This window comes from Paenibacillus sp. FSL R7-0333 (assembly GCF_038000365.1).
Lineage (GTDB): Bacteria > Bacillota > Bacilli > Paenibacillales > Paenibacillaceae > Paenibacillus_AQ > Paenibacillus_AQ silagei.
Window position 1 is genome coordinate 6,813,482 of sequence record NZ_JBBOBZ010000001.1, and the last position, 20,300, is coordinate 6,833,781.

16 protein-coding genes are annotated in these 20,300 nt (G+C 56.8%); 2 read left to right on the forward strand and 14 right to left on the reverse strand.

The genetic code is table 11. From position 1 onward, the window contains the following. Window positions 1-84: 84 nt before the first annotated feature. From MKY86_RS29255 to MKY86_RS29315, 13 genes are all read right to left on the reverse strand, one after another. A complete protein-coding gene (locus MKY86_RS29255; RefSeq protein ID WP_340827648.1) occupies window positions 85-1,173 on the reverse strand; it encodes a N5-glutamine methyltransferase family protein in 1,089 nt (362 codons plus the stop codon). Window positions 1,174-1,177: 4 nt separating this feature from the next. Beyond that, window positions 1,178-2,245: a peptide chain release factor 1 gene (gene prfA / locus MKY86_RS29260; protein WP_076080826.1), complete on the reverse strand. Its 1,068-nt coding sequence runs from the start codon at window positions 2,243-2,245 to the stop codon at window positions 1,178-1,180. A gap of 284 nt (window positions 2,246-2,529) precedes the next feature. Next, window positions 2,530-3,630, reverse strand: coding sequence for a redox-regulated ATPase YchF (gene ychF / locus MKY86_RS29265; RefSeq protein WP_036726185.1), 1,101 nt, complete (start codon window positions 3,628-3,630; stop codon window positions 2,530-2,532). A gap of 574 nt (window positions 3,631-4,204) precedes the next feature. Next, the gene (locus MKY86_RS29270; RefSeq protein ID WP_340827649.1) at window positions 4,205-4,678 is read right to left on the reverse strand and encodes a GNAT family N-acetyltransferase; all 474 of its coding nucleotides are present in this window, start codon (window positions 4,676-4,678) and stop codon (window positions 4,205-4,207) included. A 43-nt stretch (window positions 4,679-4,721) separates the two neighbouring features. Next, on the reverse strand, window positions 4,722-5,867 hold the full coding sequence (gene fni, locus MKY86_RS29275; protein ID WP_083685381.1) for a type 2 isopentenyl-diphosphate Delta-isomerase: 1,146 nt from the start codon (window positions 5,865-5,867) through the stop codon (window positions 4,722-4,724). A gap of 611 nt (window positions 5,868-6,478) precedes the next feature. After that, window positions 6,479-7,954 (reverse strand): phytoene desaturase family protein, encoded by a 1,476-nt coding sequence (locus MKY86_RS29280; RefSeq protein ID WP_076080828.1) that lies wholly within the window; start codon window positions 7,952-7,954, stop codon window positions 6,479-6,481. Next, complete coding sequence (locus MKY86_RS29285; RefSeq protein ID WP_076080830.1) at window positions 7,951-9,111, reverse strand: glycosyltransferase; 1,161 nt, start codon at window positions 9,109-9,111, stop codon at window positions 7,951-7,953. Before MKY86_RS29285 ends, MKY86_RS29280 begins: the two co-directional genes overlap by 4 nt. Next, entirely contained in the window at window positions 9,108-9,848 is a 741-nt protein-coding gene (locus MKY86_RS29290; RefSeq protein ID WP_076080832.1) for a lysophospholipid acyltransferase family protein, read from the reverse strand. The genes MKY86_RS29285 and MKY86_RS29290 overlap by 4 nt, the downstream gene beginning before the upstream one ends. Beyond that, the gene (locus MKY86_RS29295; protein ID WP_076080834.1) at window positions 9,817-10,602 is read right to left on the reverse strand and encodes a carotenoid biosynthesis protein; all 786 of its coding nucleotides are present in this window, start codon (window positions 10,600-10,602) and stop codon (window positions 9,817-9,819) included. Before MKY86_RS29295 ends, MKY86_RS29290 begins: the two co-directional genes overlap by 32 nt. A gap of 2 nt (window positions 10,603-10,604) precedes the next feature. Continuing rightward, the gene (locus tag MKY86_RS29300; RefSeq protein WP_076080836.1) at window positions 10,605-11,462 is read right to left on the reverse strand and encodes a phytoene/squalene synthase family protein; all 858 of its coding nucleotides are present in this window, start codon (window positions 11,460-11,462) and stop codon (window positions 10,605-10,607) included. Next, the gene (locus tag MKY86_RS29305; protein ID WP_076080838.1) at window positions 11,455-12,975 is read right to left on the reverse strand and encodes a phytoene desaturase family protein; all 1,521 of its coding nucleotides are present in this window, start codon (window positions 12,973-12,975) and stop codon (window positions 11,455-11,457) included. Before MKY86_RS29305 ends, MKY86_RS29300 begins: the two co-directional genes overlap by 8 nt. After that, window positions 12,972-14,528, reverse strand: a complete 1,557-nt coding sequence (locus MKY86_RS29310) for a phytoene desaturase family protein (RefSeq protein ID WP_076080840.1) — start codon at window positions 14,526-14,528, stop codon at window positions 12,972-12,974. Before MKY86_RS29310 ends, MKY86_RS29305 begins: the two co-directional genes overlap by 4 nt. A gap of 212 nt (window positions 14,529-14,740) precedes the next feature. Next, complete coding sequence (locus MKY86_RS29315) at window positions 14,741-15,658, reverse strand: MerR family transcriptional regulator (RefSeq protein ID WP_076080842.1); 918 nt, start codon at window positions 15,656-15,658, stop codon at window positions 14,741-14,743. 288 nt (window positions 15,659-15,946) lie between these two features. On the opposite strand from MKY86_RS29315, the gene MKY86_RS29320 reads away from it, so the two are divergent. After that, window positions 15,947-17,494, forward strand: a complete 1,548-nt coding sequence (locus MKY86_RS29320; protein ID WP_083685382.1) for a phospholipase D-like domain-containing protein — start codon at window positions 15,947-15,949, stop codon at window positions 17,492-17,494. 150 nt (window positions 17,495-17,644) lie between these two features. Here MKY86_RS29320 and cls read toward each other — a convergent pair whose 3' ends face one another. Continuing rightward, the gene (gene cls / locus MKY86_RS29325) at window positions 17,645-19,153 is read right to left on the reverse strand and encodes a cardiolipin synthase (RefSeq protein ID WP_076080844.1); all 1,509 of its coding nucleotides are present in this window, start codon (window positions 19,151-19,153) and stop codon (window positions 17,645-17,647) included. A 183-nt stretch (window positions 19,154-19,336) separates the two neighbouring features. Here cls and MKY86_RS29330 point away from each other — a divergent pair, with 183 nt between their 5' ends. Beyond that, the gene (locus tag MKY86_RS29330) at window positions 19,337-20,251 is read left to right on the forward strand and encodes a TetR/AcrR family transcriptional regulator (RefSeq protein WP_076080846.1); all 915 of its coding nucleotides are present in this window, start codon (window positions 19,337-19,339) and stop codon (window positions 20,249-20,251) included. The last annotated feature ends 49 nt before the right edge of the window (window positions 20,252-20,300 follow it).

The following is a 20,300-nucleotide window of genomic DNA, read 5'->3' on the forward strand; positions in this document are numbered from 1 at the left end:
CCGCCTAAATACAATTTACCAAATATTGGAGATTTCCTGACTTCTTCAAAAATGACGCCGCACCAGACGGTTACACCGGCCCGGCTACGTCCGTCCCCGGCGGGCAATGCCGAGTACATGCCGGGGAATCCCGGCGAGATCATCGATGGTGATGATCTCGTCCCAATGTCCGGCAGCCCGCAGCAGTCCGGCTACCTGCTCGGCCTGCCCCTGGCCGAGCTCGAAGCCGACCAGGCGCGGCGGAGCCGGGAGCAGCGGCAGCTGCTCCATCATGCGGCGGTACGGGTCCAGCCCGTCCCCGCCGCCGTCCAATGCCGTGCGCGGCTCATGGTCGCGCACCTCGCGCTGCAGCCCGGCGATGTCGCCGCCGGGGATATACGGCGGGTTGGAGACGAGGATATCCGTCTCCAGCCCCGCGAACGGCTCGAGCAGATCGCCGAGCCGCAGGTCCACCGCCGTGCCGTGCCGCTGCGCATTGCGCCGGGCCACGGCCAGCGCGCCGGGCGAGATATCGCCAGCGCAGACCCGCCACGCCGGCGCTTCCGCCGCCAGCGTGACGGAGATAGCTCCGCTGCCGGCGCCGATATCGACGGCGGTCAGCGGCCGTGCGGCGCCGGCTGCGCCCGCGCCGCTTTCCCGGCGGGCTGCGTTGCGGCCCGCCCCGCTGTGGGCGGCTGCTTCATCCGCAGCCGCGATATCTTCACGTGCGGCTTCGCCCCGCACCACGCCGACCGCTGCTTGTCCCTGCTCGTCTCCTCCAGCTTCCGGTGCGGCTTCGCCCCGCACCCCCGCCATTCCGTCCGGCCACAGCTCCGCGCCGTACTTCAGAATCGCCTCGACGAGCAGCTCCGTCTCCGGGCGCGGGATCAGCACATCGGGCGTGACCTCGAAGGCCCGGCCGTAGAATTCCTGCTCGCGGGTGATGTATTGCACCGGTTCTCCCGCCGCCCGGCGGGTCACCAGCGCTTCCCATTCGGTCTTGCGCGCCAGCGGGAACGGATCAGCCAGCGCCATATAATAAGCCGCCCCGGACAAGCCCAGCACATGCTCCAGCAGGAGCTGGCTGCTGCGCTGCGGCTCCGTAAGGCCGTGTCCGGCCAAAAAAGAAGAAGCCTCCGCAAAGGCTTCCCGGATGCTTTGCACGTCAGGCATGACATAAGAGTCGTGTTTCAAAGCATTATTCTCCTTTTTCCATCAATTCTGCTTGTTCCGCAATTGACAGTGCCGAGATAATCTCGGTAATATCCCCGTTCATCACCTGATCCAGACGGTGGAGGGTTAAGCCGATCCGGTGATCCGTCACACGGCTCTGCGGGAAGTTGTAGGTGCGGATACGCTCACTGCGGTCACCGGTTCCCACCTTGCTTTTACGTTCTCCGGAATACTTGGCTTCCTCTTCCTGACGCTTCAGATCCGAGATCCGGGTACGCAGCACCTTCAGGGCCTTATCCTTGTTGGAGTTCTGGGACTTGCCGTCCTGGCAGGTAGCCACGATCCCCGTTGGTACATGGGTTACACGTACTGCTGATTTGGTCGTATTAACGGACTGTCCGCCCGCGCCGCTCGAACAGAAGGTATCGACACGGATATCCTTGTCATGAATCTCGATTTCGAAATCTTCCGCTTCCGGCATTACGGCCACGGTAGAGGTAGAGGTATGAATACGTCCGCCGGATTCTGTGGTAGGGATGCGCTGCACACGGTGTGCGCCGCTTTCAAATTTCATTTTGCTGTAAGCGCCGCGCCCGGTAATTTGGAAGATGACTTCCTTGAAGCCGCCGAGATCATTCGTGTTCACATCCATCAGCTCTACGCGCCAGCCCTGGGCATCGGCATAACGGGTATACATCCGGTAGAGGTCAGAGGCGAACAAGGCCGCTTCGTCCCCGCCGGCTGCGCCGCGGATTTCCACGATTACGTTCTTGTCGTCGTTAGGGTCCTTAGGCAGCAGGAGCAGACGAATCTTCTCCTCAAGAACGGCCTGACGCTCGGACAGGTCATCGATCTCCATCTTGACCATTTCTTTCATTTCATCATCAAGCTTCTCGGCCTGCATCATCTTCGCGGCTTCAAGCTCTTCCATTACGTTCTTATATTCACTATACGCCTCAAAGGCGGGCTGCAAGTCGGATTGTTCTTTGGAATAGTCCCTCAGTTTCTTACTGTCGCTTGCAACATCCGGGTCACATAGCAGTTCACTGAGTTTCTCATAGCGGTCCGCCAGGGATTGCAATCGGTCCAACAAGGGAATTCACCTCTCCTGATTCAAATTCTTCGTTCATTATTACTTTAAATTGTTGCTACAACTGAAGTAGATATACGACTTTATATTATACCACCACAAGCCTCAATTGGCTACAGTACATGCGGCGGGCCGGGGATTTTTTTAAATTTTGATTCTGTATGATCTTATGATGTTGAGCCTCCGGCCAGCTTATACACCGGCACCGAGTCCGAATGACGCAAAGAAACCATCCAGCAAGCAAACCTCTACTCCTGAATGGCCTCTCTATAACAAGCGAAAAGTCTCTATACGTTGAACCGGAAATGCATAACGTCGCCGTCCTGCACCAGATATTCCTTACCTTCCAGACGCAGCTGCCCACGTTCCTTGGCACCGTTCATTGAACCTGCCGCCACCAGATCGGTATAAGCTACAACCTCCGCCCGGATAAAACCGCGCTCGAAGTCCGTATGAATCACGCCCGCTGCTCCAGGGGCCTTAGTGCCCTTGCGGATAGTCCAGGCACGAACCTCTTGAACGCCCGCAGTGAAATAAGTGTACAGACCCAGCAGCTTGTAAGCCGCTTTGATCAGACGGTTAAGCCCGGATTCCTGCAGACCCAGCTCCTCCAGGAACATCGCCTTGTCTTCGCCTTCCAGCTCTGCAATCTCCGCTTCCACCTTGGCACTGATCGGCACGACTTCAGCATTCTCGGCTGCTGCGAATTCGCGGACCTGCTGCACATAAGGATTCTCCTCGGCAGTCGCCACTTCATCCTCGCCCACATTCGCCGCATACAGCACCGGCTTCAGGGTGAGCAGGTGAAGGTCGCGCACGATCTGGCGCTCATCGTCAGACAATTCCAGACTGCGTGCAGGCTGGTCCTGATACAGGGCTTCCTTCACACGCTCCAGTACTTCTACCTCCTGGGCGTATTTCTTGTCGCCGCCCTTGATGTTTTTGCGGGAACGCTCAATCCGCTTCTCCACGCTCTCCAGGTCAGCCAGAATCAGCTCCAGGTTAATCGTCTGGATGTCGCTGATCGGATTCACCTTGCCGTCTACATGGGTCACGTTCTCATCGACGAAGCAGCGCACCACATGAACAATGGCATCCACCTCACGGATATGGGCCAGGAACTTGTTGCCCAGGCCTTCGCCCTTGCTCGCACCGCGCACCAGTCCGGCAATATCGACGAATTCAAAAGCGGTCGGAACCGTCTTGTTCGGCTGTACCAGCTCCACTAGCTTATCCAGACGTTCGTCCGGCACTTCTACAACCCCGACGTTCGGGTCGATGGTGCAGAATGGATAGTTGGCGGATTCTGCGCCCGCTTGTGTAATTGCATTGAATAATGTCGATTTGCCTACGTTGGGAAGTCCAACGATACCTGCTTTCAAAGCCATTTATATGACAACTCCTATTTTCGGTTGGTTTGATCACCGCATGAAATACCGAACTGATCTCAAACCATTATATATTAGAACAAATTCTCCAGCAACAGCAGATGTCAAGGGCGGGCGGCCAAACTCATCTTACCGTGTAAAAAATATTTACTTGGCGCTGCCCGTTGTGGTCAGTTTTTCAATTACATTTGGCCTACACGGCGCTTCTACTCCAATTGTGGTCGGTTTTTCGACTACATCCAGCCTACACGGCGCGTCCGCTCCAATTGTAATCGGTTTTTCGACTACATCCAGCCTACACGGCGCGTCCGCTCCAATTGTAATCGGTTTTTCGACTACATCCAGCCTACACGGCGTGCCCGCTCCAATTGTAATCGGTTTTTCGACTACATCCAGCCTACACGTTGCGCCAGTCCCATTTTGTTCGTTTTTCCGTGAATCCTTGGCTCACACATCGCCGCACTTACTCCCGAACACTGCCCCTTATGCAAAAAGACTCCTTGAGGAGTCCAGTTACTTCGGCTGGTGCTGTGCAGAACCTTATGCCTGCCTGGTGCTACTTTCCGCCTGCGGCCTACAGCGTCTTGGACATTGTGATGTCTGTAACCTGGAAGCCCATTTTCTTGTATAGCCCGAAGGCGCGTTCGTTGTGCCCAAAGACATGCAGTCCGATCTTGGCCGCCTTCAGCTTCCGGGCTTCTTCATCCAGCAGGAGCAGTGTCTGCTTGCCATAGCCCCGGCCCTGGAACGGCTCAAAGATATAAATGTCATAAATGAACGCCTCCCGCACCCCGCGGTTCTCGGTCACGTTGAACCAGAGATAACCGGCTTGAATCCCCGAAGCGTCCTCTACTACCGAATAGAAATAAGCTCCCGCCGTATTGAGGCCTTGCGGCAGGTAGCGATTCATCGATTCCTGGGCCTGCGCTAACGCTGTATCTGCATCCCAGGCTCCGGCTTGTACTTTCTCTTCTGCGTAGTCGCGGGTAGATTGCTTCAAGAACGACTGAAACGCAGATTCGTCCATCGGGACCAATGTAATCGTCATTTGGATACCTTCCTTCGGTTCTGATTATAAAAGTAAGCCTGGCTCAGCGCCGGACCAGACGCGGCGTTCCACGCAGTGCGGCAAGATCCGGCGCACCGATGCCGAACATCACCGTCCGCAGCTCCAGCTCTACCTGGGCCAGCGCCTGATCCAGCGCCTCCTCGGAGCTGACGGCCGGACCCAGCAGCCCCCGTCCGAAGCCCGCCAGATCAGCGCCAAGGGCCAGCGCCTTGGCGGCATCGACGCCGTGCTTCAGTCCGCCGCTGCCGATCAATGCCCCGCGCGGGGAGACCGCGCGGACCTCGGCAATGCACTCCGCCGTGGGAATCCCCCAGTCGGCGAAGGCCTCCGCAGCCGCACGCCGAACCGGGTCGATGCTGCGGAACTTCTCTACTTGGCTCCACGAAGTGCCGCCTGCTCCGGCAACATCAATGAAGGCAGCACCCGCCTGATACAGCCGGGCAGCCGTATCGCCGTCAATCCCCCAGCCGACCTCCTTGATCCCCACTGGAATCTCAAGACTCCGGCACAATGCCTCTATCCGCTGCAGCAGGGAACCGAAGCCGGTGTCACCCTCAGGCTGGAATACCTCCTGCAGCCCGTTCAGATGGAGAACCAGCCAGTCCGCTCCGGCAATCTCAACCGCCCGGCGGCATTCTTCTACCCCGAAGCCGTAGGCGAGCTGCACGGCTCCGACATTGGCAATGACCGGAATCGTGGGTGCATTGGCCCGCACATGGAAGGTAGCCGCCAGCTCCGCGCGTTCTACAGCCGCGCGTACCGAGCCGACACCAAGTGCCCAGCCCCGGCGCTCCGCCGCTTCGGCCAGCCGCTCATTGATCTTCCCTGTAGCCGTGCTCCCCCCGGTCATGGAGCTGATCAGCAGCGGGGTACGCAGCGTACGGCCTAAGAACTCAGTACCCAGTGAGATGGTATCGTAATCCAGCTCCGGCAGCGCGTTATGGCGGAACCGGTACTGCTCGAACCCCGTTGTAATTCCGTTGCCGGCCACATCTTCATTCAAGCAGAGCCGTACATGCTCAATCTTCCGTTCTCCGGTTCTGGAGTCGGGCAGCAGAGATTTATGTCCGGCATGGCCTGAGCCTGCTGCCTCCTGACCTGGCTGGGGCCCTGTTCCTGAGGGCTTCACAGCGCTCTGCGGCACACCGTTTCGCGGCATATCATTCATGCTGTCTTCCTCCGTTTCTGCTTCACTTTTCTCAAAAAAAGAACAAAATCATCCTACGGAGAATGTATGCTGTTTTCCACATACAGTTGGCCCATGCGCCTGCCTGCGAGCACTATGTATGCTGTTTTCAACCTACATTCGGCCATACGCCTTCCTGCGAGTACAATGTATGCTGTTTTTAACATACATTCGGGCATACGCCTGTGTACAGGCACTATGTATGCTGTTTTCCACATACATTTAGGCATGTGCCTGCGTGCGAGCACTATGTATGCTGTTTTTAACTTACATTCGGCCATACGCCTGCCTGTGAGCACTATGTATGCTGTTTTCCACATACATTTAGGCATGTGCCTGCGTGTGAGCACTATGTATGCTGTTTTCAACATACATTCGGCCATACGCCTGCCTGCGAGCACAATGTATGCTGTTTTCCACATACATTCAGCAACAAAGACACTCTACGAGTTATTCAAAGACTGGTGCCGCCCCTAAAAGGCGGCGAAACCGTCTCTACTTGCAATATATCCCGCTCCACAATTACCTTCCATTATAGCACAACTATAGCACAACCCCGCTCGGCCATTGAACGCTGGCGGGGGTTTCACTCCTCATACATGGCTTGCAATATATTCGCCCACCAGCCTGCCGGACAAGGACACCACAGGGGTTCCCCCACCAGGATGCGTGGTTCCGCCCACATACCACAGTCCCTTAACATCGCTGGAACGGTTGCCCGGGCGGGCGAAGGTCTGCTTCACCGTATTGGAGGATATCCCGTAAATAGCTCCCTGATGCGCCAGCGTATCGCGGGCAATATCCTGCGGAGTATACCGCTCCAGCACCTCTGCGGACGACAGCCCGCTCACACCGTGGCTCTCCAGTACAGACATTACCCGCTCCCCGTACGCATCCCTCTCCTCACTCCAGTCACAGGCCGGGCTCAGATATGGCGCATTAGCCAGAATGAACAGGTTGCTGCCGCCCGCAGGCGCCAGCTCAGGCTCGGAATAACCGGAATGGCATACATACACTGTCGGCTGCTGCGGCGGACGCTTATGCTCGAAGATATCCTTGAATTCCTGCTCGTAGTTCTCCGGGAAAAACACTGTATGATGCAGCAGCGCATCATACGTGCGCGGCACACCCGCCAGCGTTACCAGCCCCGACAGGGAGGGTTCGTAGGCTTCAATCTTGCGGTCCGTCATTCCAGGACGAACCGCTTCGGGCAGCAGCATCCGGTTGATGCTCAGAACATCGCCACCGGCAATAACCGTATTGGCCGGGTAGAAGCCCTGCGCCGTATCCACACCTTCCACCGCACCGGAGACTACGGAAATTCCCGTCACCTCCGTGCCTGTAATCAGCCGTACGCCCAAATTCCGGGCGAGTGCAGACAGACCGCTGATTAATTTATAGGTGCCGCCCTTCACCCCGTATACGCCTTCCTGAATCTCCAGATGACCAAGCATGGCGAAGATGGAGGGGGAGCGATACGGCGATGATCCCACATAGGTGGCATAGCGGCCCAGCATAGCCAGCGTATTCGGGTGGCTGAAGTAGCGGAGCAGCAAGCTATGCAGGCTGAGAAAAGGCCTTACGCGCACCAGATCCCGCACAAGGGAAGGCGAGAGCTTATCCCTCCAGGATAGCAGCAGCCTGTTCAGGAACTGCTTCTCGCTGAGCTGATACAGCCGCGAGGCTTCCTCCAGAAACTCCGGGAACCGCGCAGCATCCGCCGGGCTGTAGGAAGCCATCTGCTCCCGCATTCGCCCGGTATCCCTTGAGAAATCGACAACCTTGCCGTCTGCGAAGACATTGCGGGTGCGCGGCTCCAGCTCATAGAGCTGGACATAATCCTCCATGCGGGCTCCCGCAAGCTCATAGAGCGAGCGGAAGACATGGGGCATCGTAATTGTACTGGGGCCGCGGTCGAAGGTGTAGCCCCCCGCCTGAACACGCTGCAGCTTACCGCCCGGATGCTGCTGGCGTTCCAGCACGGTGACTTCCCAGCCTTCAGCGGCAAGAGTGACCGCACAGGACAGCCCCCCGAATCCGGCGCCTATGATTACTGCCTTCGGTTTCATCCATAACGCCTTCCTTTCCATTCATAGCCTGCGCGCGTGCGGCTTCCGCGCCAGGACGCCACAGCAATCAGCGACAGGCAGAGTATACTCGCCGGAAGTAGGAGACAGAACCAGAACGGCTGCCGACCGGCAGCATCGCTGGTCCGTTTCACGGCCAGACCGGCAAACAGCGCCGCAGCGGGCCAGAGGGCCGCACCGGGCTGTCCGCTTAGGGCATAGTACAGAACGGCGGCGGCGGGCACCGCATACAGCGACAGATATGCAATAAGCACACCCAGCAGCAGCAGCGGGCTGCGGCCGATACCGGCATAGATATTCTTCCGGTAGCCATTCCATACTTGCCGGGCATTGTGATACATCCGCATGAACGCCTGCTCCGTAACATCCATGAGCGCCACCGTTCCGCCCGACCGCTTCACGGCGCGGGCCAGCGCCATGTCATCCACCAGCTCGCTGCGGATGGCTTCATGCCCGCCGCAGCTGTCGTAACTGTCCCGGTGAATCAGGATGAAGCCCCCATGCGCCGCAACAAACCGCGGATCTCTGGAGCCGCGGACCAGAGGAATGGGCAGGTGGCAGATGATGGTGAAGACCATCAGGGGAACAACCAGCCGCTCCAGCCAGGTTCCGGTCATCTGCCGGGGGAAGCCGGTAATCATGCCGCCGCCCGCTGCTTCAGCAGCAGAAAGCGCCGCCTGAAGCGCCCCGTGCTGAAGACGGACATCTGCGTCCAAGAAAAGCAGCCAGTCTCCGCTTGCCGCTTCTGCAAGCTGAGCGCAGGCATGGGACTTGCCCAGCCAGCCCTCCGGCAGCTCTCTTCCCTTCAGAACGCGTACTCCGCTGCCCGCTGCAGCGGCAATAGCCCCCGTTCCGTCAGTTGATGAATCATCCAGTACAATAATCTCCACCCCGATTCCGCCGGTGTTTGAGGCCATTACAGAGGAGAGGCAGTCCCCAATATTATCCGCTTCATCCCGGGCGGGGATCAGTACCGATAAGCTCAAGGCCCGTGAGGATGCTGTTGCTTTTGCTGGCAGCGCCTTCGCCGCTCTTGTACCGACCGCTGCCCCCAGCTTGGGGAGCTGCGCTGCATTCCATATTGCGAACAATAGCTGGAGCAGCACAATACCGGTTACAGCCTGAAAGAATACGTTCATCCTCTCCCACCGCCCGGCCGCAGCAGGTCAAGCCATTCATTGGTAGATCTCCCCCGGCGGAGCAGCGGCCTGAATTCATCCGGCATATAGCCTTGATGATTAAGCACTCTGCTGCGGTGGGACTCCAGTTGTCCGCCAAGAACAGTCTCCAGCGTACGAGCTACCCTTGAGCGGTCCATATCCGCCCAAGGGAGCAGCAGCGGCGCACCGGCCAGCAGCGTAGCCTCCGGCTTCGTATGCCGGAACAGGCCGTGGTATAGCGTCACTGGGACTACGGCCGTCTGCGGGCTGAGCCGCAGCGCCAAGGAAGCCCCTTCCTTCAGACTCAGCGGCCGGTGCTCCAGCGGCCGGATTTCGCCTTCGGGATACATCCAGACACTCTCACCCTTTTGCAGCAGTCCGGCTGTATACCGCAGAGAAGCCCGCGCATCTCCGGCATTGCCGGGGTTAATGGAATAGGCGCCGAGCTTCCTGAAGAAGGCATACTTCCGTAGCTGCTCCTCTTCCATCATGAAATAATGCCGCTTCCCCGGAAGCTTCCCTGCGGCGTGATAGGCCAGCAGACCATCCCACCACGAGCTGTGATTCATAAGGTAGAGAATCCCCCGCCCGGCAGCGGCAGCGGGCTGAAGCTCTCCGCTGATTCCAATGAAGTGGAAATGCCTGCGCAGCAGATACAAGGAATTATAACGGTAGAATAACCAGTCAAACCTTCCCGATGGAACGGCTTCCAGCATAGCGTAGACTCCCTTCGGCCAAAGCGGCGCCTGCCCCGGCGATCACCGCGCAGGCAGGCAATCCCTCTGTCAGGCTGATCAGGCCGAACAGGATCAGGATCGCCTGATACAGGCGGGTGCCTCGGCGGGCAGCCAGGCGGGTGAACGGCACAGCCGGGAGCAGCATGGACAAGGCAGCGCCTGCAATCAGCCAGCCGCCGAAATTGCTCCAGGGCACCTGATAGAAGCCCCCGCCGCCCTCCCAATGCCAGAAGTTCCTGGCATGGGCAACAGGATCGAGCACCAGATCCATCAGGACCGTCCAGAAGCCGACCTGCACGGCCCGCAGCAGCAGGAGCCGGAGGCCGCGCTGTCCGAAATCATGGCTGATCAGCACGGCATTGCACACAACCGCAATCCAGGCGAAGCCCAGTGTAACCGGCACACCAAACAATAAAGGCCCGAGAATAGTAGAATAATTATAATCCCCAAACAACCGGCCGGAATGCACGCCTACCCATTCCACCGCCATTCCGCCTAACCAGATAAGAGCCGCAGCATACCAGAATCGCTTGGTCATCCGGCCTCCCGAAGAATTGACTGACCAGTCAGACATGAAGGGTTTGAATTGCCCCTTGATTAATAAGTCCAGCCCATAGGCACCATAGAATACGAGAAATAATCCGTTAGAGAATTTCAGGCTGTCCGGAATTCCGAACACGATCAGCAGCAGCGCACCGATGGTATACCAGATCCAAAAAAGGGTTCGGACCATCGTTAGACCACCGCAGTTCTTGCACCGGCATACCGCACAACCGTACGCTGGAACAGCTGGAGCTTGGCTTCATCGGTGACATAGGATCTTTTGCGGAAAACATCATACCCGTCTGCCTCCACAGCATCCAGAATAGCAGCATAGAAGGATGCGGCAAGTTCAATGGCAAGGCCGCTCTCCAAAGGATACGTATGCACATGCTCCAGTCCTTGCCGGAACCAGTCCAGCGCTTCTGTCCGCAGCTCCTGAATAACGGCAGTGAAACGGTGATTGACCTCTCCGTTCTCCAGCTCCCGCTGGCTGTAGCCATGTCCCTCCATTACCTCAAGCGGCACATATCTGCGTCCTCTTCTGAGATCCTCTCCCACATCGCGGATGATATTGACCAGCTGCATTCCTATCCCCAGCGCAATCCCCGATGTCCGTGCCGCTTCACTCTGATCATCCCGCAGAACAGGCAGCAGCATCTCCCCTACCGTTCCCGCTACAAGATAACAGTAATCCTTAAGCTGCTCCATCGTGTCATAGGCTGTGAAGGTAAGATCTCTAAGCTGTCCCTCCATTTGCAAAAGAAACGGCTCACGCTGAAGCTGCGGGAAGCTGCTGAACAGCCAGCGCAGCGCCGGCCAGATGAAATGCCCGTCCGCCTGCTCCAGATTCATGAAATGCTCCCGCAGCTCATGAATGCTGTATGGCGCGCCTTCCGGCTCATCCACACTATCGTCTATAATCCGGCAAAAGGCATAAATAACATGCACCGCCTCACGCCTGGGACTTGGCAGAACATCAAACGCCTTATGGAACGAAGTGGACCCTTTCTTCATCAGTTCCTCACATTGCTGCAGTATCCTTTCATCCATGTACGCTCATCTCCTTTATCATTTCCTGAACGGCAAGCTTCGCTCCCTGCATCACGATCGGCACACCGCCGCCCGGATGGACGGAAGCACCTGCGGCATACAAGCCCTTAAGCGGATAAGGCTTCGGCTGGGGCCGGAATACCCCCGACTGGCTCAGCAGCGGTGCAATACCGAAGCTGCCCCCGCCATACATCCCTTCCTGCTCCGCATCGGCAGGCGTTCTAAGCCTGCGCCAGATCACACTCGCGGCAAGCCCGGGGAAGCCCCGCTTCTCGGCATCCGCCATGACTTTATCGGCTAATGCTCCGGCTATTTCCTCCCAGTTCTTATCCGGCGCCGCCGGGACAGGAACAAGGAAATACAGCACGCTCTGTCCGGGAGGAGCTGCACTGTCGTCCAGCGCTACCGGATTAAATACATAATAAGATGAATCCTGGGGAATTTGTCCCAGGTCAAACAGCTCATGCAGGCTGCTATTCAGACTATCCGGCAGGAAGAACTGGTGCACCAGCGACTCCAGCCAGCGCTTATCCGTAGCTGCATAGATTAGCAGACAGCCCGAGGAAGGCTTCCAGCTTCCGCGTTTTATGGCCTTGGCCGATACGGATCTGCCCTTATTCGCCGTTACAAGCTGTGCCTGTTCCTGCTTGAACACACCAGGCGGCAGCAATTGCTCTACATTCGGGAAATCTCCATTGTACAGAACGGCATCATAAGGAATCGACTGCCCCTGAACAACAACTCCGCAGCAGCGGCTTCCTTCAACAAGCAAGGATTCCACCTCAGCGCCCGTATGAATCTGTACCCCGCGTTCTTCCAGCTCCCGGGCCATGATCTGCGGCAGCGTCCCGTATCCGCCCTTCAGCATCCAGATGCCGAAGGCATGCTCGGCGTAAGGAAGCATGGTGTAGATACCGGGTGTGCGGAAGGGCGCTCCTCCAATATAGAGGCTCTGCAGGGAGAACGCATCCTTAAGCTCCTCATTGCGAAAATACTGGCCGATCGCAGAGCGCAGATTCCGGTAAGCGCGCAGGCGGACCATCAGCGACAGGTTAGCCGGACTAAAGAATTCCCGCCCGCTGGCATACCCCCGCTCCAGGAACGACGTCCGCCCCTGCGGATACAGCACTGCCATGTCCTTCATGAACCGGGTGAAGCCCTTGCCCTCTCCGGGATAGAGCCGGTCAATCTCCTCCGCCTGCGCCGCAGCATCCGCGAATTTAGTTAACACACGCCCGCTTCTGAAGTGAACCCGGTAGAGCGGATCACAGCGCAGCAGCTCCAGGCTGGATCGCGGAAGGCCGCCTTCCTCCAGAATACCGAGAAGCATCTCCGGCAGCAGCACGATGGTAGGGCCGCGGTCAATCCGGTAGCCGTCCTGCTCTTCAAAGGCCACACGCCCGCCCGCTTGGGGTGCCCGTTCATAGATCACCACCTCATGTCCCTGACGGGTAAGCAGCAGCGCTGCCGTCAGCCCGCCGATTCCGCTGCCTACGATGGCAATGCGGCTCATAACGGAACCCCCGCACCTGCGCCGGGCGCACCCGCCTGTACGGTGAACCGCCCCCGCACAGCCTGGTCATGCTCCCGCAGCAGCCGTGCGCTAATCTTGGCCGACTCGAAGATCGTCGGCAGGCCGCTGCCCGGATGGGTTCCCCCGCCGACCAGCCAGATGCCGCGTACCTCCTCAAAGGTATTATGCGGCCGCAGATGCATCATCTGCCCGAGATTATGGGCCAGATTGAAGGTGGCCCCGTTATATACATTCTGCTGGTTCTGCCAGTCCAGCGGAGAGAAGAACAGGCTCTCTTCCACGCGTCCGGCGATTCCGGCAAGCTGCGGGATCTGCTGCAGCCGCTCCATCATCCAGTCCTCCACCACAGCACGCTCTTGCTCCCAGTTGATATCGGCACTCAGATTAGGCACCGGCATCAGCACATAGAGCGAGGACTTACCGGGAGGCGCCAGTGTCTTATCGATGACTGACGGATTATGAATATAGATAGAAGCATCCTCCGACAGAACGCCCAGCTCCGTGATCTCTTTGACATTACGCCGGTAATCGTCCGCGAAATGAACCGAATGATGACTGAGGTCCACCTCTCCATCCACACCGAGGTAGAGCATGGCGGTGGAGCAGGAATATCTTTTACGGGCAATCTTGGCAGGGGTGTATTTCTTCAGAAGCCCGGGCTCGAACAGCTGGGTCATTGCAGATCCAAAATCTGCACCAATCACAATATAATCCGCATCCACCTTCTCCCCGTTCTCCAGCAGCAAGCCTGCGGCCTGCCCGTCCTTGACGATAATGCGTTTCACCCCGCTTGTGGTATGGACCCGCCCGCCATGCTCCTGGATGACCTCAGCCATAGCCTGAAGCACACGGTTAATGCCGCCAGTCGGATGATAGAGGCCGTAACGGTGCTCCATGTACGACAGAATCGTGAAGGTGCCCGGACACTCCCAAGGCGACATTCCCAGATACTTGGCCTGGAACGTGAACGAGAACCGCAGCCGCTCATCATCGAAATAACGGGACAGCCGGTTGTATACGGTGTCTGTAGCGTTCAGCTTAGGCAGCGCGTGCAGCACATCTCTTTTAAAATAATCCCCTAACGATTGGAACGGACGCTGCAGCAACGGGATCACCCGCTCCAGCTTGTCGGCTTCTTCGGCCATGAACCGGCGGTAGCCGTTGCCATTGCCCGGGAACAGCCGCTCAATCTCCTCGGCCGTCTGATCCTGGTTCGTGGAAGGCGTAAATACGGTATCTCCAAAATGCAGTGAATACAGCGGATCAAGCGGTGTAAGCGAGACATAGTCATGCACCGAACGCCCTGCCAGAGTGAACAGCTCCTCCAGCAAATGCGGCATCATCAAGAAGGTGGCTCCCCGGTCAAAACGGTAGTCTCCCAGCTTCAGCTCGCCTGATCTTCCGCCAACTTCTGCCTGTTGTTCATAGAGATCTACTTCATATCCTTCGGCGGCAAGCAGCATGGCGGCGGCCAGCCCGCCCGGTCCTGCGCCGATTACTGCGACTTTTGCGGTATCTGTGGTTCGGATCAAGCGACGTCCTCCTTCGTTCAAACATTATACAAAAACTATACAATAGTGATACAAATATCATACATACTTTGCCGGGCCATGTAAATATCATCCGCCGGACTTCCAGCAATTTGGTTGCTAGACTTGTCCATAGCAAAAGAACCGGACAGCCCTGTACAAGGGTTCTGACCGGTTCCTATGGAATCTACTTCAATTAAAATCCGCTATATTTGCTAAGCCCTATGCCGGATTCCGGCATATTCCTGATCGAACCAGACTTGCCATTTCTCCGGCGGCTCCGCCATCACATAGGTGGCGTTGGTATCCTGGAGGCTGATTGCCTCATAAGCTCTACCGCCCGCAATGAGCTGCATCTCCGGGTACAAGCTGCCTAGCCGTTCAAGCAGCTCCTCCGTATAAGGGACTAGCGTACCATTCGTAACGGATAGGCAGACAGCTCCGATCCGCTCTTGCTTCTCCAGCAGCTCCATCACACCGTCTTCGGGGGTATTAGCCCCCAGATAGATGACTTCAACCCCGTTCCTGCGCAGAAACAGCGAGAACAGCAGCAGGCCGACCTGGTGATGCTCTCCTGCCGGGCAGAAGGCAAGCACCTTGTGCAGATGGGCATACACCGGGAACACGTGAAAGAACTGGGACAGCCGGTTCGAGATCCTATGTGTCATATAATGCTCCTGGGCCACGGTTGCCGTCCCTTGCTCCCAGGCATCACCAACCTTCACAAGAACAGGCACCAACACCTGATGGACCATCGCCTCATAGCCGTACAGGGAGAACCCGAAATCGATCAGGGCATCGGCCCGCTCACCCTGGATGTCGAGCAGCGCTGCATAGATCTGCTGCCTCATTTTGTCCAAGGCATCCTTGGGGTCACCGCCCGCAACGGACAGCCGTTCATCCAGGTCCTTCTGCTTATGCTGCTTCAGCATCCGCACAGCATGTGAGATACTGATGCCCGGTTTATCGGTCTGTTCCTTCAACCAGCGAAGGTCCTCAATATTCTCTTGGTTGTACAGTCTATAGCCGGACTCGGTACGTTCCGGGACGACAGCCGCATACCGGTTCTCCCACGCCCGCAGAGTGACAGAGGGAATATCGAGCATTTCGACGACCTGTTTGATGGAATACACGATGGATCTCACTGCCTTCCTGTTTACACTGAATACATTTGAAGATTCAAACCTTATACAAATTATTTACACTCATTATACAATTGCATCTGTGTTATGTCACCAGAACTTGTATGATGCAGCTTGCAGGTACGGCGCGGATGAACAGGAGCGCTTTGTGCAACACTAGATTTTTCAGGGATTTTGCCGTCAGCTGCTTCACTTCTCCTTAGCGGGCGTTATAGGTATTTACAATGCCGGGCTACCCTATAGCCGCTCTAGCCCCGCAGCAGACCCAGGAGGATAACTATGAATCAAGGCCGCCATCCCGTCACACCCGAAAAGTTACAGATCACGCTGGCTTCAGGTGCCATTACGGCATCCCGCCACAAGCGTCAGACGCAGTTCTTCCTGCGCCGCCGCTCCAGACTCCTGCTGGCCCTGATCCTTCTTCCCCTCTGGCTGGCCGGGGTGATGATCTATCAGACCCATAAGCCGCTGCCGCCCGGAATTTCTGCGGAGAGCCCTGCTTATAAGGTGAGTACGGTCGCCTTCTGGCATGATCTGACCTATCAGGACAGCAGCGGGAAGCAGGCAAGGGAAGAACAGATTCTGCCCAGAATCCTGCAGATTATTGAAGAGTCCAGACAGTTCCTCGTGATCGATCTGTTCCTGTTCAATAACTATACCCATACAGACCAGCAGTTCCCCGCTGTCAGCAGACAGCTTACCGATAAGCTGCTTGCCCAGAAAGCCGCCTATCCCGCCATGGAGATCATCTTCATCACCGATGAGGTGAATACGAACTACGGCTCTGCGCCTAATGCCCTCCTGGAAGAGATGAGAGCCGCCGGTATTAAGATCATCATGACGGATGTAGACGGTCTGCGGGACTCGACTCCTGCCTATTCTGCGGTCTGGCGCACCTTCATCCAGTGGTTCGGACAATCCGGCACCGGCTGGATTCCGAATCTGATGGCCAGCGGAGGACCGGACATTACCGCACGTTCCTACTTGAAGCTGCTCAATGTCAAAGCGAACCACCGCAAAGTCGTGCTCAGCGAGAACACCGCCCTGATCTCCTCCGGCAATGTGCATGATGCCAGCGCTTATCATTCCAACATTGCCCTGGAGGTGCAGGGTCCAATCCAGGAGGATATTCTGCGGAGTGAGCAGGCGGCGGCTAATCTCTCGGGAGCCGGCCCCTTGCTGAGCAAGCCCCCTGAATTCAAACCGCCCGCCGCCGCAGCCGGGGAGCCTTCGCTTGAAGTCCGCTATCTGACCGAAGGCAAGGTATACAAATATGCCCTGGATGGGATCGCTGCGGCAGGACCCAGGGATGTCATCTGGATGGGTATGTTCTATCTGGCGGATGACGGAATTATTGATGCCCTGCTTGCCGCAGATGCCCGCGGCGCCCAGGTGAGACTGCTGCTTGACCCTAACCAGAATGCCTTCGGACGGGACAAAATCGGCATCCCCAACCGTCCCGTTGCCATGGACCTGGACCGCCGCTCTCAAGGAAATATTCTAATCCGCTGGTACAATACAGGCGAGGAGCAGTATCATAGCAAGCTGATGTTCATTGCCAAGGCGTCAGGCGACTCTACCCTGCTGGGCGGATCAACGAACTTCACAGCCCGTAATCTGGACGACTATAACCTGGAGAATGACCTCTATGTATCCGTTCCGCGGGAACAGCCGCTGTATGCGGAGGTGGAGGGCTACTTCAACCGGCTATGGAACAACGAGGGCGCTGAATACAGCCTGCCGCTCACGGAATATCAGAGTGACGTCACCTGGTTGAAATACATCCTCTACCGGATACAGACCCGGCTTGGATTCACTACCTTCTGATGGAACAACAAAATCACCCTTACGGGTGAATGAGATTACCTGCGCGCCACTTATCCACAACAGAAGAAAATCATAATTTCCTAAACAACAACAAAAAAACGGTACCATGTCCCAAAGGACGGTACCGTTTTTTGTTGTCTGCTTGTCCGCTTACAGCAGCGGAGACATCAGCCGGGCTGCGGATTCCAGCAGCCGCTCCAGCAGTCTTTTCTCCATGAAGGTCTCATGGACAATCTGCCGCGTGGACTGCAGGTCACGCTCGAAGTCTGCAACAATGCGCGAGACACTCTCGGTCTGCAGCAGCAGCGCGTTCACCTCAAAATTAAGATGGAAGCTGCGCATATCCATGTTCGCTGTTCCAATCGTAGCAATTTCCCCGTCTGCAATCAGCAACTTGGAGTGGATGAAGCCCTTCTCATATTCATAGATCTTCACGCCGGACTCCAGCAGCGCCGGGAAGTAGGAATGGGAGGCCAGGAACGGAATCCATTTATCCGGCTTGGCCGGGAACAGCAGGCGGACATCCAGCCCCGACATCGCCGCCACACGCAGCGCAGTCAGTATATCCTCATCGGGGATGAAGTAGGGACTGGCAATCCAGACGGATTTTTCCGCTGTAGTAATCATGGAGAAGAAGATGTTCTTGAGCGCACGCCGCTCATTATCCGGGCCGCTGGCAATAATCTGCACCGCCCCGTCTCCGGTAGTGAAGCGAAGCTGCGGGGAGAGGTAGTCCTGCTCCAGGATTTTCTCGCCGGTCGTGTGCATCCAGTCCTGCAGGAAGATAATCTGCATCGTCCGCACCGCTTCGCCCCTCAGCAGCATATGTGTATCCCGCCAGAACCCGTAGGTCTTGCTGCGGCTCAGGTACTCATCCCCGACATTCAGCCCGCCCATGAAGCCGACATCGCCGTCGATGACCACGATTTTGCGGTGATTGCGGTAATTCACCCTGCTGGAGAAAAAGGAGGTAGAGTTGCCGTAAGCAGCCACCTGCACCCCCGCATCACTAAGCTCCTTAAGGAAGGCTCTGGAGAGCTGCATGCTCCCGACCGCATCATACATGAACCGGACTGCAACGCCCGCGCGGGCTTTCTCAATCAGAATCTGCTGAATGCGCGTGCCGATATGATCCGCCCGGAAAATATAATATTCCATATGGATATGATGCTGCGCCTGCCGCAGCTCCAGCAGCAGTGTCCCGAAGGTCTCCTCCCCGTTGGTCAGGATGCGCGACTCTGAATTGAAGGAGATCGGCGTGCGCCCTAGCCGTTGGGACAGGCCCAGCAGCTTCTGCTGCGAGGGGCTGAACACCGACCAGTCCTGGTGCATCCGCAACGCATCGTTCTCAATCCGTTCATAGGCCATGAGGTCGCGCTGGGCCTTCTTGTCATACTTGCGCCGCTTGAATACATTCTGCCCGAACAGGAAATAGAACACCAGCCCCAGCACCGGGATCAGCGCGAGCAGCAGAATCCAGGACACTGTGGTGGAGGGATTGCGGTTCTCCATGAAGATCCCCAGCGCGACAGAGATAACCGTCAATGTCGAAAATATACTGATAATGGTTCCGGCTGTACTGCCGAAAATCCCAAATCCAAAATAATAGAAAGCCAGCATAGCCGCTATGATGACCATAGCCTGCAGTCCTCTTCTCATATGTACCCTACCTTCTCATTCCGCCGATTCTCACCAAAATGACACATTTATATCTTACATGAAGAATCCGTTTCTTCCTACTGAAACCTGCAAATTTGTATTGCTGCAGGATATATAATATAATCTCACTGACCAATCAGTCAAATACAGAACTGTCTAGTCAGAACGGGGGCCTATATCGCCTTGACCGCTAAAAGCATGACCAAAAAAGAACAAATCATTAAGACCGCCATGCAGCTGTTCGCTGTAAAAGGCTCCTCCTCCACCTCCATGCAGGAGATTGCCGAATTATGCGGGATCTCCAAAGGAAGTCTGTATCTGATCTTCAAATCCAAAGAGGAGCTGGAGCGCAGTATATACATCTACTGCTTCCGGATGATTCATGATCCGCTGCAGCAGGAGGAGCAGGCAGCAGGCAGAGAGCCCAGGGAGAAGCTGCGGAACCAGCTCGAAATACTGCTTAGTCATGTATACGAGCTGCGCGAATTCCTGCAGCGCCAATTCCAGGAGGTGGCCGGCCGGGGTGTAGCCGAGATTCCCGATTGGGTGAAGCAGAACAACGCTGCCCTGCTGCGCTGGTTCCAGCAGAAGCTGGAGCTCATGTACGGCCCAGAGATTCTGCCCTATGCAGGCGAGCTGTGCGTACTCAGCCACGGCATGATCAGTTCCAGCATCAAGCTGCTGTTCGGTCAGGAGACTGTTGTCTCCATCCCTGAGCTGGCTGACCGGCTGGTGGACTGGCTGGACATTATGGTCTCCGGCCTGCTTGCAGGGAAGCCCGCCCCTCTGATCTCTTCCGCAGTCCTTGCCGGATGGGCCGAGGGTCAAGGAGAAGGAACGCGCCAGAGCCCGCTTCAGCAGATTAAGGCGATGAAGCTCCTGCTCAGTGAAGCGGACGGAATACACCACGAGCATGCCGAAGACGGCCTGGAGTCCCTTAGTATTCTGGAGAACGAGATCCTAACCTCCCAGCCCCGTAAAGCGATCATTCAAGGGATGCTGGCCAATCTTGAGGGGTACCCCGGGCTATCCGGCGAGCTAAGTCAATTGAAGAAAGTATTCGCTCCTTATATGCACACTTCCTGCGGATTTCATTAAGCGAAGCGCAGATGCGGCACGCCTGTAATATCAAGATTAAATGTACTGG

Excerpts from the sequence above, each read along its gene's own strand:
- MKY86_RS29300 (WP_076080836.1), bottom strand. The coding sequence starts at position 11,462 with ATGGATGAAAGGATACTGCAGCAATGTGAGGAACTGATGAAGAAAGGG.
- MKY86_RS29305 (WP_076080838.1), bottom strand. The coding sequence starts at position 12,975 with ATGAGCCGCATTGCCATCGTAGGCAGCGGAATCGGCGGGCTGACGGCA.
- cls (WP_076080844.1), bottom strand. The coding sequence starts at position 19,153 with ATGAGAAGAGGACTGCAGGCTATGGTCATCATAGCGGCTATGCTGGCT.
- fni (WP_083685381.1), bottom strand. The coding sequence starts at position 5,867 with ATGAATGATATGCCGCGAAACGGTGTGCCGCAGAGCGCTGTGAAGCCC.
- MKY86_RS29280 (WP_076080828.1), bottom strand. The coding sequence starts at position 7,954 with ATGAAACCGAAGGCAGTAATCATAGGCGCCGGATTCGGGGGGCTGTCC.
- MKY86_RS29290 (WP_076080832.1), bottom strand. The coding sequence starts at position 9,848 with ATGCTGGAAGCCGTTCCATCGGGAAGGTTTGACTGGTTATTCTACCGT.
- ychF (WP_036726185.1), bottom strand. The coding sequence starts at position 3,630 with ATGGCTTTGAAAGCAGGTATCGTTGGACTTCCCAACGTAGGCAAATCG.
- MKY86_RS29270 (WP_340827649.1), bottom strand. The coding sequence starts at position 4,678 with ATGACGATTACATTGGTCCCGATGGACGAATCTGCGTTTCAGTCGTTC.
- MKY86_RS29285 (WP_076080830.1), bottom strand. The coding sequence starts at position 9,111 with ATGAACGTATTCTTTCAGGCTGTAACCGGTATTGTGCTGCTCCAGCTA.
- MKY86_RS29295 (WP_076080834.1), bottom strand. The coding sequence starts at position 10,602 with ATGGTCCGAACCCTTTTTTGGATCTGGTATACCATCGGTGCGCTGCTG.
- MKY86_RS29320 (WP_083685382.1), top strand. The coding sequence starts at position 15,947 with ATGAATCAAGGCCGCCATCCCGTCACACCCGAAAAGTTACAGATCACG.